This is a genomic window from Sulfuricaulis sp., from assembly GCF_040901545.1.
Taxonomy (GTDB): Bacteria; Pseudomonadota; Gammaproteobacteria; order Acidiferrobacterales; family Sulfurifustaceae; genus Sulfuricaulis.
The window spans coordinates 1-14,305 of sequence record NZ_JBBDYL010000026.1; the positions used below are offsets into that span (position 1 = coordinate 1).

Consider the following 14,305-nt stretch of genomic DNA (forward strand, 5'->3'; position numbering starts at 1 on the left):
TATCAAATAGTGAATGCACACTGTTATACAAGTCACCAAAAGAAATCCGCCCCGGAGCCGCCGACCTTTCCCGCTACGCTTCCGGCTCCGCAGGAAAGTCCAGGGCGCACTTCCCTGTGCGCCCGTTCGCGCTGCCACCGGCAGCGCTCACCCTGCGCTTCTCGCCAAAATCGGCGCTCGCCCCAACTCGCCGGGCGCTAAACAACGCGCCACGGGCTCAAACACGAGGCTCGCTGTTCCCGATTTTGGCTGCGATGCTCGGCGGCGGCTACGGGGATTTGAGCAACCACCTCAGACCGGTACGCGAAGGTGTTTTCAACACCCCGTATGGCGCACCCGAGCACCGCAAGGCTTTGGGCGTGCGCCCCGAAGGGGTAGTGCACAGGGATGTGCGCGACAGGTCCATGAGACAGGAAGTCTCGTTGGACCTGCGCCGGGCTCCAAAGCCGCGGAGCGCAGGACAGTGCGCCATCCGGGGGCGTGTTTCTTTGGTTACTTTCTTTGCACGAGCAAAGAAAGTAACCCTGGGTGCGGGGCGGGAGCATCCCGCATTCACACAACGCCGCCGCAGGCGGCTCGACATACGGGAGGCTGAACATCGTGGCTGAGACTCGGAATTACACGAAGAATTTTAGTGTCGGCCGCGCTGCGCGCTTAACATTCGCTGCGCGAATGTTAGCCTCCACTGAAGTTCATTGTGATCCATTGTTAATCGGCTTCAGAGCAAGAGGTCAGGGCCGTGGCTGAGATTCGTAATTACACAATGAACTTTGGGCCGCAGCATCCCGCCGCGCACGGCGTGCTGCGGCTCGTGCTGGAACTCGACGGCGAGGTGATCCAGCGCGCCGATCCCCACATTGGGCTATTGCACCGCGCGACGGAGAAACTGGCTGAGTCCAAGCCCTACAATCAGACCATCGGTTACATGGACCGGCTCGATTATCTTTCCATGATGTGCAATGAACATGGTTATGTGCTGGCCATCGAAAAACTCCTCGGCATCGAGCCGCCGGTCCGCGCGCAGTATATCCGCGTTTTGTTCGATGAGCTCACGCGAATCCTCAATCACCTGATGTGGCTGGGTACGCATGCACTCGACATCGGCGCCATGACCGTTTTTCTATATTGTTTTCGCGAGCGCGAAGATCTTTTAGACTGCTACGAAGCGGTATCGGGTGCGCGCATGCACGCGACGTATTACCGTCCTGGCGGTGTTTACCGCGATTTACCGGACAGTATGCCGAAGCATCAGCCGTCCAGACTGCGCGATGCCGAAGAGATTGCCAGCTTGAATGCCAACCGCGAGGGCTCGCTGCTTGATTTTATCTGGGATTTCACCGAGCGATTTCCAAAAAATATCGATGACTATGAAACACTGCTGACCGACAACCGGATCTGGAAGCAGCGCACGGTGGGAATCGGCGTGGTGTCGCCCGAACGGGCCTTGCAGCTGGGATTTTCCGGTCCGATGCTGCGCGGCTCCGGTATCGAATGGGATCTGCGCAAGAAGCAGCCTTATGAAGTATATGACCGTCTGGATTTCGACATTCCGGTGGGCGTCAACGGTGATACCTACGATCGCTATCTCGTGCGCGTTGAAGAGATGCGCCAGTCCAACCGCATTGTCCGTCAGTGTGTCGAATGGCTCCGCCGGAACCCGGGTCCGGTGATGATCGACGACCACAAGATCGTCCCTCCGCCGCGTGAAGTAATGAAAGACGACATGGAAGCGCTCATTCATCATTTCAAGCTGTTTACCGAGGGTTACTGCGTACCGGAAGGGGAAGTCTATGCCGCCCTGGAGCATCCCAAGGGGGAGTTTGGCGTGTATCTGATTTCCGACGGCGCCAATAAACCCTATCGCGTGAAAATCCGGACTACGGGAATCCCGCATCTGTCGGCGTTGGATGAAATGACGCGCGGTCACATGATTGCGGACGTGGTGACGGTCATCGGTACGCTGGATATCGTGTTCGGGGATGTTGACCGATGATGCCGCTCTCCAAATCCGCGTCGAAGGTCAATTTGCTGTCGTTGTCTACTCGCACCGAGATCGACCGATGGATCGCCAAGTATCCGCCGGATCAAAAGCAGGCGGCCGTCATGGCCGCACTCCGCCTCGCGCAGGACCAGAACGGGGGATGGCTCGCGGTTGACTTGATCGAGGCCGTGGCGGAATACCTGGAAATGCCCCCGATCGCGGTGCACGAAGTGGCGACCTTTTACACGATGTATGACTTGAAGCCCGTAGGCCGGCATAAAGTGTGTGTCTGCACCAACATTGCCTGCCAGCTGAACGGTTCCGCGCGCATCATGAAACATCTGCAGCAACGGTTGGGCGTCAAGCCCGGCGAAACCACGGCCGGAGGCAAGTTCACGCTCAAGGAAGTCGAGTGCCTGGGGGCATGCGGCGGGGCCCCCATGATGATGATCGGCAAGACGTATCACGAGAATCTCACTCCGGAAAAGGTGGATGAGATTCTGGACAAGTTGGGTTAACACCATGGCGAATGAACTCTGTTTCAAGAATCTGCATCTCGATCAGCCGTGGCGTCTCTCGGTTTATCAAGGCAGCGCCGGCTACGAGACGTGGAAAAAGATCCTGAAGGAAAAAACACCGCCGGAAAAAATCATTGATGAGCTGAAGCAATCCGCGTTGCGCGGCAGAGGCGGGGCCGGATTCTCCGCCGGTCTCAAATGGAGTTTCATGCCAAGGAATGCGCCGGGACAGAAGTACATCGTGTGCAACTCCGATGAGGGCGAGCCGGGTACTTTCAAGGATCGCGACATCCTGCGCTTTAATCCCCATGCGCTCATCGAGGGCATGGCGATCGCCGGGTACGCCATCGGGGCGACGGTCGGCTATAACTATATCCGTGGCGAGTTCTGGGAGCCGTATGAGCGGTTTGAAGCGGCGCTCGAAGAAGCCTACGCCGCCGGGTTCCTTGGCAAGAATATCCAGCGTTCGGGCGTGGATTTTGACTTGTATACCCATCTTGGCGCCGGCGCCTATATCTGCGGTGAAGAAACCGCGCTGCTGGAGTCCATCGAGGGTAAAAAAGGGCTGCCGCGTTTCAAACCACCCTTTCCGGCGAGCTACGGTCTATTCGGCCGTCCGACCACCATCAATAATACCGAGACCTTGGCCTCCGTGCCGGACATCATCAAGAACGGTGCCGACTGGTTTCTCAAGCTAGGCAAACCAAACAATGGCGGACCAAAGATCTTTTCCGTGTCGGGTCATGTCAATAAGCCCGGAAACTACGAATTGCCGCTCGGCACCCCGTTCGCCGTGTTGCTCGACCTGGCCGGCGGGGTGCGCCACGGCCACAAGCTCAAGGCGGTGATCCCGGGAGGATCCTCCGCGAATGTACTGCCGGCTCACATCATGATGGAAGCAATGATGGACTTTGACGCGCTCGCGAAATCCGGCTCGATGCTGGGTTCGGGCGGCGTCATTGTCATGGATGGAACGACGTGCATGGTGCATGCGCTGGGGCGCATTGCGCATTTCTATTATGAGGAATCCTGCGGCCAGTGCACACCCTGCCGGGAAGGTACCGGGTGGATGTCGCGCGTGATTCACCGCATCGAGCATGGTCAGGGGAGACGCGAAGACCTTGACATGCTGACCGATGTGGCCTCGAACATAGAAGGTCGGACCATCTGCGCACTGGGCGACGCCGCCGCCTGGCCGGTTAAAAGCTTCATTAAATATTTCCGCAGTGAATTCGAATACCACATCGAAAACCGGCGATGTTTGCCGGGGACGCTCGGGAGCCACGCATGAGCGCCAAGCCGGCATCCATGAAAGCACCGACCGCCCCCGACACGGTGGCGATTGAAGTCGATGGCCGGAAAATCCAGGCGCGCAAAGGCGCGATGCTGATCGAGGTCACCGACGCCGCCGGTATTTACATTCCCCGATTCTGCTATCACGACAAGTTGTCGATAGCGGCGAACTGCCGCATGTGCCTGGTGGATGTGGAGAAAGCACCCAAACCGTTGCCAGCCTGCGCCATGCCTGTCACCGAGGGAATGAAAGTCTTTACCCGCTCGGAGCGGGCGCATGTCGCCCAGAAAGGCACCATGGAGTTCCTGCTGATCAATCATCCGCTCGATTGCCCGGTCTGCGATCAGGGCGGCGAATGCGAGTTGCAGGATCTCGCCATGGGATACGGCAAGGACGTATCGCGCTTCACCGAGGCCAAACGCATTATCAATGACAAGAACATCGGACCGTTGATTGCCACCGACATGACGCGCTGCATTCATTGCACCCGGTGCGTCCGGTTTGGGCAGGAAATAGCCGGTGTCATGGAATTCGGCGGTCTCGGCCGCGGGGAACACATGGAGATCCGCACTTTTCTCGACAAAAGCGTGGATTCGGAAGTGTCCGGCAACGTGATCGACCTGTGCCCTGTCGGCGCGCTTACCTCCAAGCCGTTTCGCTATACCGCGCGCCCCTGGGAACTCGATGATCATCCCTCCGTCAGCCCGCACGACTGCGTCGGAGCAAATATCATCGTCCAGGCGCGGCGCGGGCGGGTAATGCGGGTGCTGCCGCGTCACAACGAGGCGATCAACGAATGCTGGCTGGCTGACCGCGATCGGTTCAGTTACGAAGCCCTGAACGGCGAAGATCGTTTGCGGATACCCATGATTCGCCGTGGGACCAAGTGGGAGGAGACGGACTGGCCCACGGCGCTTGAGTACACCGTAGCCGGCATCAAGAAAATATTTGCCATGCACGGCCCGGATAACCTGGGCGCGCTGGCTGCTCCTGGTTCCACGCTCGAAGAGTTTTATTTGTTGCAAAAACTGATACGCAGTCTGGGCAGCGGCAACGTGGATCACCGCCTGCGCCAGATGGACTTCAGCGATGACAGCGCCGCACCGGTTTTTCCGTCTCTTGGTCGGTCTATCGCCGACCTTGAAAATATCGACGGCGCGTTGTTTGTTGGCGCCAATCCGCGCAAGGATCAGCCGCTCATTAATCTGCGCCTGCGCAAGGCCGTGCTGAAAGGGGCGCGTTTTTATGCGGTTAACCCGGTCGATTACGATTTCAGTTACAAGCTCTCCGGCGGCGTCATTACCGATCCCCTCGGCATGACGCGTGCACTCGCCGGCATTGCGCAGGCACTGAACACACTCAAAAAATCGAAATTCCCGTCTGCTTTCGCCAACTATTTCGGTGACGTCACGCCGAGCGCGGCGGAACAGGAAATCGCCGAATCGCTGCATCGAGCCACCAACACCTCCGTGTTACTGGGCAGCTACGCCCTGCGTCACCTGCAGGCGTCCGCCCTGCGTGCCCAGGCTCAGTACATCGCCGATTTGTGCGGGGCGAAGTTGGGGCAGTTGCCGGAAGCCAATTCCACCGGCGCCTGGCTGGCCGGTTGTGTCCCGCATCGCGGCGTGTTCGGGGGAAAAACAAAATCAGGAAGGAATGCGCTCGATATGTTGCGCCGCCCGCTCAAGTCTTATCTGCTGTTGGGGGTCGAACCGGAGCTTGACTGCCTGGATGCAACCGCGGCCGCGGCGATGCGCGTAGCGGAATTTGTCGTCATGATGACAACATTCAGGCCCACGACGGATTTTACCCACGCCGTGGAATATGCCCATGTGTGGTTGCCGCTGGCACCGTTCACCGAAACCGACGGGACTTTCGTCAACGTCGAGGGACGCCGCCAGGAGTTTGCCCAGGCTGTTTCTCCATTGGGCGAGGCGAGACCGGGATGGAAAATCCTGCGCATGATCGGACATCTTTACGGGTTGAGCGGTTTCGAGCAGGCGAGCGTCACCGATATTCGCCGCGAGATGAACCTGCCGGACAACATGACGGCGCCCGCTCAGTTTCCGCACGCCATCGAACCGGAGGATTCCGAGCTTTCGCCTTCACCCGGACAACTCATGCGTCTGACCGACGTGCCGATCTATGCCGTCGATGCGATCGTGCGGCGGGCACCCGCGCTCCAGAAAACGGCCGATAATCCAAAACCCGCGGCGCGCATGAATGCGGGGCAAATCGATAAGCTGGGCCTGAAAGCAGGAAGCACCATCGAGGTGGCGGCGCCATACGGCGTGGCGCGACTAAATCTGTTGCCGGATAACCGCGTCCCGGAAGGCTGTGTGCTGATACCGGCTGGTTACAAGGAGACGAGCATACTCGGTGCCGACGGGCCGGTCAGGGTGAAGGCAACGTCATGACCAATTATTTTCTGAGTGTCTGGAATTGGTTTCCCGACTGGTCGCAGGTGGCGCTGCTGACACTGGGTAAAATCGTCCTGATTCTCGTGCCGTTACTGTTGTCGGTAGCGTATCTAACCTACGCCGAGCGCAAAATCATCGGTTACATGCAAATCCGCATCGGTCCGAATCGTGTCGGGCCCAAAGGCTGGTTGCAGCCCATTGCCGATGTGGTGAAACTGCTGCTCAAGGAAATCATCGTGCCGACCAATGCGAGCCGTTTCCTTTTCGTGTTCGCACCGATCCTCACGCTCGCGCCGGCGATCGCTGCCTGGGCGGTGATTCCGTTCACCGACAAATTGTGGCTCGCGAATATTGACGCGGGCCTGCTGTTTATCCTCGCGCTGACGTCCATGGGCGTGTACGGAGTGATCATCGCCGGCTGGGCGTCAAACTCGAAGTACGCCTTTCTGGGGAGCCTGCGTTCGGCGGCGCAGATCGTGGCGTATGAAATCGCCATGGGGTTCGCGCTGGTGGGCGTGCTGATGGCAGCGGGCAGCCTCAACCTGCGCGAGATCGTGCTGCATCAGAGCGGCGGGTTACACCAATGGTATTTTCTGCCGCTCTTTCCGTTGTTCCTGGTCTATTTCATTTCCGGAGTGGCCGAAACCAACCGCGCGCCGTTCGACGTGGCCGAAGGCGAATCCGAAATCGTGGCCGGCTTCCATGTGGAATACTCCGGCATGACTTTCGCGCTCTTTTTTCTCGCGGAATACGCCAACATGATTCTCATATCAGCCCTCTGCTCGATCATGTTCCTCGGAGGGTGGCTGCCACCCATTGAGGTCGCGCCGTTCACCTGGGTCCCGCCGCTGGGTTGGCTGCTGATCAAAATATGTCTTATTTTGTTCTGTTTCCTGTGGTTTCGTGCGACGTTCCCGCGTTACCGATATGACCAGATCATGCGGCTCGGCTGGAAAGTTTTCATACCGGTGACGCTGGTGTGGATAGGCGTGATGGGAGTTTTCATGTTCCTCACACCTTGGGGATTCATCTTCCACTGAGGGGAGGGAAATCGATCATGTTCAAGACATTCAAACGGTATCTGAATACTTTTCTGCTCCTGGAGCTCGTGAGAGGGCTCATGGTGACCGGACGGCATTTGTTCATGCGCAAATTCACGATCCAATATCCCGAAGAATATACGCCGATGAGCCCGAGGTTTCGGGGTCTTCATGCATTACGCCGCTATCCCAACGGCGAGGAGCGGTGTATCGCCTGCAAACTGTGCGAGGCCGTGTGCCCGGCAGGCGCCATCACCATCGAATCCGAGCAGCGTGCGGACGGAACGCGGCGCACCACGCGCTATGACATCGATCTTTTCAAATGCATCTACTGCGGATTTTGCGAGGAGTCCTGTCCCGTGGATGCAATTGTAGAAACGCGAATTTTCGAGTTCCATTTCGAGAATCGCGGAGAACACATCATTACGAAAGAACAACTGCTTGCCGTCGGCGACAAGTATGAAAAGCAGCTCGCTGCGGACCGTGCCGCGGACGCGAAATACCGCTGAATTCGTTCGACAAGGAATAATTCAGAAAAATGACTTTTCAGCTCGGGGTATTCTACTTCTTCGCGACGGTCCTGATATTTGCCTCATCGATGGTCATTACCGTTCGTAACCCGGTCAAGGCGGCCTTGTTTCTGGTGCTGGCGTTCGTCAGTGCCGCCGGGATTTGGCTGCTGTTGGAGGCCGAATTTCTCGCCATCGTGCTGGTGCTGGTATATGTCGGGGCGGTAATGGTTTTGTTCCTGTTCGTCGTCATGATGCTTGACATCAATCTCGTCCGATTGCGCGAAGGCTTCGGCGAGTATCTTCCCATCGGGGGGCTGGTGGCCGTGCTGCTGGTGGCGGAAATGGTGATTATTCTGGGGTCGGATCAATTCGGGCCGGCGAAGATGCCCGATCCCGGGGCACTCCCCGCGGGTCACAGCAACACGCGGGAACTTGGGCGATTGCTATATACGTTCTATGCCTTCCCGTTTGAAATCGCGGCGGCGATTCTGTTGGTCGCCATCGTGGCGGCGATCGCGTTAACGCAGCGGCGCCGCAAGGACAGCAAGTACCAGAACCCGGCACAGCAAATACATATTAATCCTCGCGAGCGAGTGCGCATGGTAAAAATGCCGTCGGAAAAGAAGGTCTAATTCCAGCATGCGAATAATAAAAAGGAAAACAAGATGATACCGCTGTCGCATTATCTGATTCTCGGAGCCATCCTGTTCTCGCTGAGCGTGGTCGGTATTTTTCTCAACCGGAAAAATCTTGTGATCCTGCTCATGGCGATCGAGCTCATGCTGCTCGCTGTCAATTTGAATTTCATCGCCTTCTCGCATTACCTCGGAGACATGGCCGGTCAGGTGTTCGTTTTCTTCATCCTCACGGTGGCGGCCGCCGAATCGGCCATCGGGTTGGCAATCCTGGTGGTGGTGTTCCGGAATCGTCAGACCATCAACGTTGATGATTTGAGCAGCCTCAAGGGATAGCCCATGAGCGGATTCGAAGTCGATTTCAAACTCGTCTATCTCGCCATCCCGCTGTCCTGTTTACTCGGGTCGGTCCTTGCCGGCCTGCTCGGTTGGAAAATCGGGCGTGTCGGGGCCCATTCCGTGACGATACTCGGGGTGGCGGTGGCCTTCGTGTTGTCCGCGTTCGTGGTGCTTCCGGACGTGCTGGCCGGCAACATCTTTAACGGACCGGTATATACGTGGGGTGTCTCGGGCGGAATTCCGATGGAAGTCGGTTTCCTGATCGACCCATTGAGCGCCTTGATGATGACGGTGGTGACCTTCGTTTCGCTCATGGTGCATATCTACACCATTGGCTACATGCACGATGATCCCGGTTACCAGCGGTTCTTCAGTTATATCGCGCTGTTCACGTTCTCAATGCTGATGCTAGTGATGTCGAACAATTTCCTGCTGCTCTTCTTCGGCTGGGAAGCAGTGGGCCTGATGTCCTACCTGCTGATCGGTTTCTGGTTTACCCGCGATTCGGCCACCCATGCCCAGCTCAAGGCGTTCCTCGTCAACCGCGTCGGTGATTTCGGTTTTCTTCTCGGCGTCGCGGCGATTTACCTGACATTCAGCACCCTGGATTATGGCGCGGTGTTCGCGATCGCCCCGCAGGTTGCGGACAAGTCCATCCAGGTCATTCCGGGCGTGGACTGGAACGTCATGACGCTCATCTGCATCCTGCTGTTTGTCGGGGCAATGGGAAAATCGGCACAGGTCCCGTTGCACGTGTGGCTGCCCGACTCGATGGAAGGCCCGACCCCCATATCGGCGTTGATACACGCCGCCACGATGGTGACCGCCGGCATTTTCATGGTGGCGCGCATGTCGCCCCTTTATGAATTGTCCGAGACGGCGTTGTCGGTGGTGCTGGTGATCGGCGCGCTGACGGCGTTTCTCATGGCGCTGGTCGGCATCGTGCAAAACGACATCAAGCGCGTGGTGGCCTACTCGACGCTGTCCCAGCTCGGTTACATGATGGTGGCCCTGGGGGCCTCGGCGTACAGCGTCGGTATTTTCCATCTTATGACGCACGCTTTCTTCAAGGCGCTGCTGTTCCTCGCGGCGGGATCGGTCATCATCGCATTGCATCACGAGCAGGACATGCGCAAGATGGGCGGCTTGCGCCAATACATGCCGATCACGTTTATAACCGCCTGGGTCGGCGCTCTTGCGCTCGCCGGCATCCCGCCCTTCGCCGGTTTTTTCTCCAAGGACATGATTATCGAGGCGGTGCATCAATCCCAATTGCCCGGCAGCGGCATCGCCTACGCCGCGGTACTGTGCGGCGTGTTCGTGACCGCTTTTTATATCTTTCGCATGCTGTTCATGACGTTCTATGGGAAGCCGCGGATGGATGAGCATACGTTGAAACACGTCCGGGAATCGCCGTGGGTGGTGACGGTGCCTTTGGTCCTGCTCGCCATACCCTCGCTCGTGATCGGTTTTATGACCATTGAGCCGCTGTTGTTTGGAGGATATTTCGGCGGCTCCATCAAGGTATCTCCCACGCACGACGTGGTGAGATTCATCGGCGAGCACTATCGCGGCGTGGGCCCGTTCATTGCCCATGGCTTGCAATCCGTTCCTTTTATGTTCGCCGTGGCCGGAATCGGGCTTGCGTGGTTCATGTATATTCGTTATCCGTTCCTGCCGGGACAACTACGCGAAAAATTCGGAGCAATTTATACGCTGCTGCTGCGGAAGTATTTCGTCGATGAATTCAATGATTACGTTTTCGCCGGCGGCGCTCGCGCCTTCGGGGGATTGTTGTGGAAAATCGGCGATATTAAATTGATCGACGGTCTGGCGGTCAACGGCACCGCGCGCGTGATCGGCTGGGTTTCCCTGATGATCCGCCGTGTCCAGTCGGGTTACGTGTATCACTACGCCTTTGCAATGATCCTGGGCCTGTTTCTGCTTATCACCTTCTTTTTGCACCGTTAACTCATGCTTGACCACTTATTGAGTTTGGTCATCTTTCTCCCGATTCTCGGGGGCGTCGCCGTACTGGCCACGGGTGGTAACCGCCAGGCCGATTATGCGCGTCAAATCAGCCTGGCCGTCGCCGCGCTTACCTTTCTTGCCACGCTGCCGCTTTATTCCGGTTATAACACCGGGACACATTCGATGCAGTTCATGGAAGATTATGCCTGGATCGAGGCGTTTCATATCCGCTATCGGCTTGGCATAGACGGCATTTCGCTGTTGTTGATTCTGCTAACGAGTTTCAGCACGGTGCTTGTCATCATATCCGCCTGGCGGGTGATCGACACCAAGGTGGCCCAATACCATGCCGCCTTCCTGATCATGGAAGGACTCATGATCGGCGTGTTCAGCGCGCTCGACGGCATTCTGTTCTACGTTTTCTGGGAGGCCATGCTGGTGCCGATGTTCCTGATTATCGGTCTGTGGGGCGGGCCGAACCGCGTCTATGCCACCGTCAAGTTTTTTCTGTATACCTTTCTCGGTTCGGTGTTGATGCTGGTGGCGTTTATATATCTTTATTTCAAGGCCGGCAGTTTCGATATTCTGGCCTGGCATGACCTCAAGCTGGGGCTGAATGAACAAATTCTGATATTTTTCGCTTTTTTTGCGGCCTTCGCCGTGAAGGTGCCGATGTGGCCGGTGCACACCTGGTTGCCCGATGCGCACGTTGAGGCGCCCACAGGCGGGTCGGTGATCCTGGCGGCGATCATGCTGAAAATGGGCGCCTACGGTTACCTGCGGTTTTCACTCCCCATATTGCCCGACGCCTCGCATGAGCTTGCCTGGCTCATGATTTCCTTGTCGTTGATCGCCGTGATCTATATCGGCCTCGTGGCACTGGTCCAGGACGACATGAAAAAACTGATTGCGTATTCCTCGATCGCCCACATGGGGTTTGTGACACTCGGTTTTTTCATATTCAATACACAGGGCATCGAGGGCGGCATTGTGCAAATGATTTCGCACGGTTTCGTCTCCGGGGCGCTGTTCCTGTGCGTCGGCGTGATGTACGACCGACTGCATTCACGCATGATCAAGGACTACGGCGGCGTGGCCAATCGCATGCCGATCTTCGCCTCCTTCATGATGCTGTTCGCCATGGCGAACGCCGGTTTGCCCGGGACCTCCGGCTTCGTGGGTGAATTTCTGGTTATCCTGGGGGCGTTCCAGGTAAATGTCTGGTACGCCGTTGCGGCAGCAACGACGTTGGTCTTTGGCGCGGCCTATACGCTGTGGATGTACAAACGCGTCTTGTTCGGCGAAGTAGCGAATGAACAGGTCGACAAACTGACTGACGCCACACCGCGTGAAATCGTATTTCTTTCATTGTTGGCTTTTGTCGTGCTGTTGATGGGATTGTGGCCATTTCCGTTTCTGGATGTCATGCATGCATCTGTGGATCATCTGTTGCAGCAGGCAATGACGTCAAAACTCTAGGGCTGAAAGTATGAAATTTGTCATCCCTGAAATTGCACCCGCGTTGCCGGAGATCTTTGTCTTCTCCATGGCATGCGCGATTCTGGTGCTCGACCTGTTCCTGTCGGACCGTCTGCGTGTGATTTCTTACTGGTTTACGCAACTGACTCTGCTCGGTGCGGCGCTATTGACTTTCAAGATCATGTCCGATGCCCCGGTTCATACCTTCAGCAATATGTTTGTAGCCGACAGACTTGCAGACCTGCTGAAGCTCGGTACCTATGTCATTACTTTCTTCGTTTTTGCTTATTCGCGGGATTACCTGCGCGACCGCGGCATGTTCCGCGGTGAATATTACGTTCTGGGTTTGCTAGGCGTGGTGGGAATGATGATCATGGCGTCCGCGAGCCACTTCCTTACTTTGTATCTCGGACTCGAACTGTTGTCGCTGTCACTCTATGCCATGGTCGCATTTCAGCGTGATTCGGCCGTGGCGACGGAAGCAGCGATGAAATATTTTGTCTTGGGGGCGATCGCTTCCGGGATGTTGCTCTACGGCATGTCCATGCTCTATGGCGTGACCGGAAACCTCGAAATTGCCGCGGTCGCACGCAGCATCGCTAAAATGCCGGCGGATAACATCATCCTGATTTTTGGCTTGGTTTTTGTCATTGCCGGACTGGCGTTCAAGGTGGGAGCAGTGCCGTTTCATATGTGGGTACCGGATGTGTATCACGGTGCGCCGACATCCGTCACGCTCTATATCGGCACCGCGCCCAAGCTTGCCGCCTTTGCATTATTCATCCGGCTGCTGGTGGGCGGGCTTGAACCGCTCAACGGCTCCTGGCAGAGCATGCTGATTATCATCGCTGTTCTGTCCATGGCGATCGGGAACATCGTCGCCATCGCGCAGGACAATATCAAACGCATGCTCGCCTATTCATCGATCTCGCACATGGGATTCTTCCTGCTCGGCATCCTCAGCGCCGGCCCGAACGGCTATGGTTCATCGCTGTTTTACATTTTGATATATGCGATTATGAGCGCCGGTTCATTCGGCATGATTATCCTGCTGTCGCGCGCGGGATTCGAAGCGGAACGTCTTGAGGATTTCAAGGGGTTGAACCAACGCAGCCCGTGGCATGCGCTCCTTATGATGGTGCTCATGCTTTCCATGGCCGGGGTGCCGCCGACCGCCGGATTTTACGCCAAATTGCTCGTGATCCAGTCTGTTATTCAGGCCGACATGATTCCTCTCGCGGTCGCCGCGGTCCTGCTTGCGGTGATCGGTGCCTATTATTATCTGCGCGTGATCAAGCTGATGTATTTCGATGACGCAACCGAACACAGCCCGATTCGCGCCAACTGGGACATGCAGGTAATGATCGGTTTCAATGCCTTGCTGCTCGTCGGCATCTTGCCGTGGATCGGGGCGCTCATGGAACTTTGCCGCATGGCGATACGATCGCTCTCCTGACTCAGGCAGGGATAAATCAAAAAAGCCCCATAGGGGCCTTTTTGAAAAACCTGACTAATGATCAGAAAACAGGAAATACTTTAATCTCTCTGACCGGCATATCCGCAGGCTGTGGCAACGTCTGCTCGGGTGCGATCGCGGCCTGAGCCGAGACTTCCACCCGAAGTTTTTGATCGCTGGTAATGCTGGCGGGACTGTCGTCCTTTGCGGTGACAGTCTCGTCTTGCGCTGCCATGGCCTGGATGTAACCGGCAGCCATGATGGCTGCCGTCACGGCGCCGACGGATTGAATCCATTTCTTGCTCATCATTCCTTTTCTCCGTTACCCACTGCCTGACCGATCATTGAATCTGATATGTATAAAAGTAAACTACGCCCACCACCCGAGTCAGGATCAAATGACGAATGCGAGTGAATTCCTGACCGGCGGTTAAATCCTTTCCAAGGTGGTGTCCCCGTGCCTCGGGAGTTGAGCCGCGCTAATAACTTTGACACGGACCGACATTGATATATAAGGTTTAGCATCGCTGACGTCCCTTTCCAAATAATATGCATCGGCCTATTTTAATATCTATCGCGACAACTCCATTGGCGTGCCTCGCTGTCGAGTTTTAGCGATATACTGGCTGCAACCTGGAATATTCCAATCAAAACGACGAG

The 14,305-nt window shown here is 56.6% G+C and carries 13 protein-coding genes; 12 read left to right on the plus strand and 1 reads right to left on the minus strand.

Going from position 1 to position 14,305, the window contains the following annotated elements; all coding sequences use genetic code 11:
* From WD823_RS04795 to nuoN, 12 genes are all read left to right on the plus strand, one after another.
* Window positions 1-608 (plus strand): hypothetical protein (locus WD823_RS04795; RefSeq protein WP_368428347.1); only part of this gene is annotated, 608 nt, incomplete at its 5' end.
* Window positions 609-763: 155 nt separating this feature from the next.
* Window positions 764-1,993: an NADH-quinone oxidoreductase subunit D gene (locus WD823_RS04800; protein WP_368428379.1), complete on the plus strand. Its 1,230-nt coding sequence runs from the start codon at window positions 764-766 to the stop codon at window positions 1,991-1,993.
* Window positions 1,993-2,499: an NADH-quinone oxidoreductase subunit NuoE gene (gene nuoE / locus WD823_RS04805; protein ID WP_368428380.1), complete on the plus strand. Its 507-nt coding sequence runs from the start codon at window positions 1,993-1,995 to the stop codon at window positions 2,497-2,499. The genes WD823_RS04800 and nuoE overlap by 1 nt, the downstream gene beginning before the upstream one ends.
* 4 nt (window positions 2,500-2,503) lie before the next feature.
* Window positions 2,504-3,790, plus strand: a complete 1,287-nt coding sequence (nuoF, locus tag WD823_RS04810) for an NADH-quinone oxidoreductase subunit NuoF (protein ID WP_368428348.1) — start codon at window positions 2,504-2,506, stop codon at window positions 3,788-3,790.
* Window positions 3,787-6,210 (plus strand): NADH-quinone oxidoreductase subunit NuoG, encoded by a 2,424-nt coding sequence (gene nuoG, locus WD823_RS04815; protein ID WP_368428349.1) that lies wholly within the window; start codon window positions 3,787-3,789, stop codon window positions 6,208-6,210. The genes nuoF and nuoG overlap by 4 nt, the downstream gene beginning before the upstream one ends.
* Window positions 6,207-7,253 carry an NADH-quinone oxidoreductase subunit NuoH gene (nuoH, locus tag WD823_RS04820; RefSeq protein ID WP_368428350.1) on the plus strand — a complete coding sequence of 349 codons (1,047 nt, stop codon included), beginning with the start codon at window positions 6,207-6,209 and terminating at the stop codon, window positions 7,251-7,253. Before nuoG ends, nuoH begins: the two co-directional genes overlap by 4 nt.
* A gap of 17 nt (window positions 7,254-7,270) precedes the next feature.
* Window positions 7,271-7,762: an NADH-quinone oxidoreductase subunit NuoI gene (gene nuoI, locus WD823_RS04825; RefSeq protein ID WP_368428351.1), complete on the plus strand. Its 492-nt coding sequence runs from the start codon at window positions 7,271-7,273 to the stop codon at window positions 7,760-7,762.
* Between the two features lie 29 nt (window positions 7,763-7,791).
* Window positions 7,792-8,397 (plus strand): NADH-quinone oxidoreductase subunit J, encoded by a 606-nt coding sequence (locus WD823_RS04830; protein ID WP_368428352.1) that lies wholly within the window; start codon window positions 7,792-7,794, stop codon window positions 8,395-8,397.
* A 33-nt stretch (window positions 8,398-8,430) separates the two neighbouring features.
* Window positions 8,431-8,736: an NADH-quinone oxidoreductase subunit NuoK gene (nuoK, locus tag WD823_RS04835; RefSeq protein WP_368428353.1), complete on the plus strand. Its 306-nt coding sequence runs from the start codon at window positions 8,431-8,433 to the stop codon at window positions 8,734-8,736.
* A 3-nt stretch (window positions 8,737-8,739) separates the two neighbouring features.
* A complete protein-coding gene (gene nuoL / locus WD823_RS04840; protein ID WP_368428354.1) occupies window positions 8,740-10,710 on the plus strand; it encodes an NADH-quinone oxidoreductase subunit L in 1,971 nt (656 codons plus the stop codon).
* A gap of 3 nt (window positions 10,711-10,713) precedes the next feature.
* The gene (locus WD823_RS04845) at window positions 10,714-12,189 is read left to right on the plus strand and encodes an NADH-quinone oxidoreductase subunit M (protein WP_368428355.1); all 1,476 of its coding nucleotides are present in this window, start codon (window positions 10,714-10,716) and stop codon (window positions 12,187-12,189) included.
* 10 nt (window positions 12,190-12,199) lie between these two features.
* Window positions 12,200-13,645: an NADH-quinone oxidoreductase subunit NuoN gene (nuoN, locus tag WD823_RS04850; RefSeq protein WP_368428356.1), complete on the plus strand. Its 1,446-nt coding sequence runs from the start codon at window positions 12,200-12,202 to the stop codon at window positions 13,643-13,645.
* Between the two features lie 61 nt (window positions 13,646-13,706).
* Here nuoN and WD823_RS04855 read toward each other — a convergent pair whose 3' ends face one another.
* Window positions 13,707-13,955, minus strand: a complete 249-nt coding sequence (locus tag WD823_RS04855; RefSeq protein WP_368428357.1) for a hypothetical protein — start codon at window positions 13,953-13,955, stop codon at window positions 13,707-13,709.
* Window positions 13,956-14,305 lie beyond the last annotated feature (350 nt).

Excerpts from the sequence above, each read along its gene's own strand:
- WD823_RS04800 (WP_368428379.1), top strand. The coding sequence starts at position 764 with ATGAACTTTGGGCCGCAGCATCCCGCCGCGCACGGCGTGCTGCGGCTC.
- nuoE (WP_368428380.1), top strand. The coding sequence starts at position 1,993 with ATGCCGCTCTCCAAATCCGCGTCGAAGGTCAATTTGCTGTCGTTGTCT.
- nuoF (WP_368428348.1), top strand. The coding sequence starts at position 2,504 with ATGGCGAATGAACTCTGTTTCAAGAATCTGCATCTCGATCAGCCGTGG.
- nuoG (WP_368428349.1), top strand. The coding sequence starts at position 3,787 with ATGAGCGCCAAGCCGGCATCCATGAAAGCACCGACCGCCCCCGACACG.
- nuoH (WP_368428350.1), top strand. The coding sequence starts at position 6,207 with ATGACCAATTATTTTCTGAGTGTCTGGAATTGGTTTCCCGACTGGTCG.
- nuoI (WP_368428351.1), top strand. The coding sequence starts at position 7,271 with ATGTTCAAGACATTCAAACGGTATCTGAATACTTTTCTGCTCCTGGAG.
- WD823_RS04830 (WP_368428352.1), top strand. The coding sequence starts at position 7,792 with ATGACTTTTCAGCTCGGGGTATTCTACTTCTTCGCGACGGTCCTGATA.
- nuoK (WP_368428353.1), top strand. The coding sequence starts at position 8,431 with ATGATACCGCTGTCGCATTATCTGATTCTCGGAGCCATCCTGTTCTCG.
- nuoL (WP_368428354.1), top strand. The coding sequence starts at position 8,740 with ATGAGCGGATTCGAAGTCGATTTCAAACTCGTCTATCTCGCCATCCCG.
- WD823_RS04845 (WP_368428355.1), top strand. The coding sequence starts at position 10,714 with ATGCTTGACCACTTATTGAGTTTGGTCATCTTTCTCCCGATTCTCGGG.
- nuoN (WP_368428356.1), top strand. The coding sequence starts at position 12,200 with ATGAAATTTGTCATCCCTGAAATTGCACCCGCGTTGCCGGAGATCTTT.
- WD823_RS04855 (WP_368428357.1), bottom strand. The coding sequence starts at position 13,955 with ATGATGAGCAAGAAATGGATTCAATCCGTCGGCGCCGTGACGGCAGCC.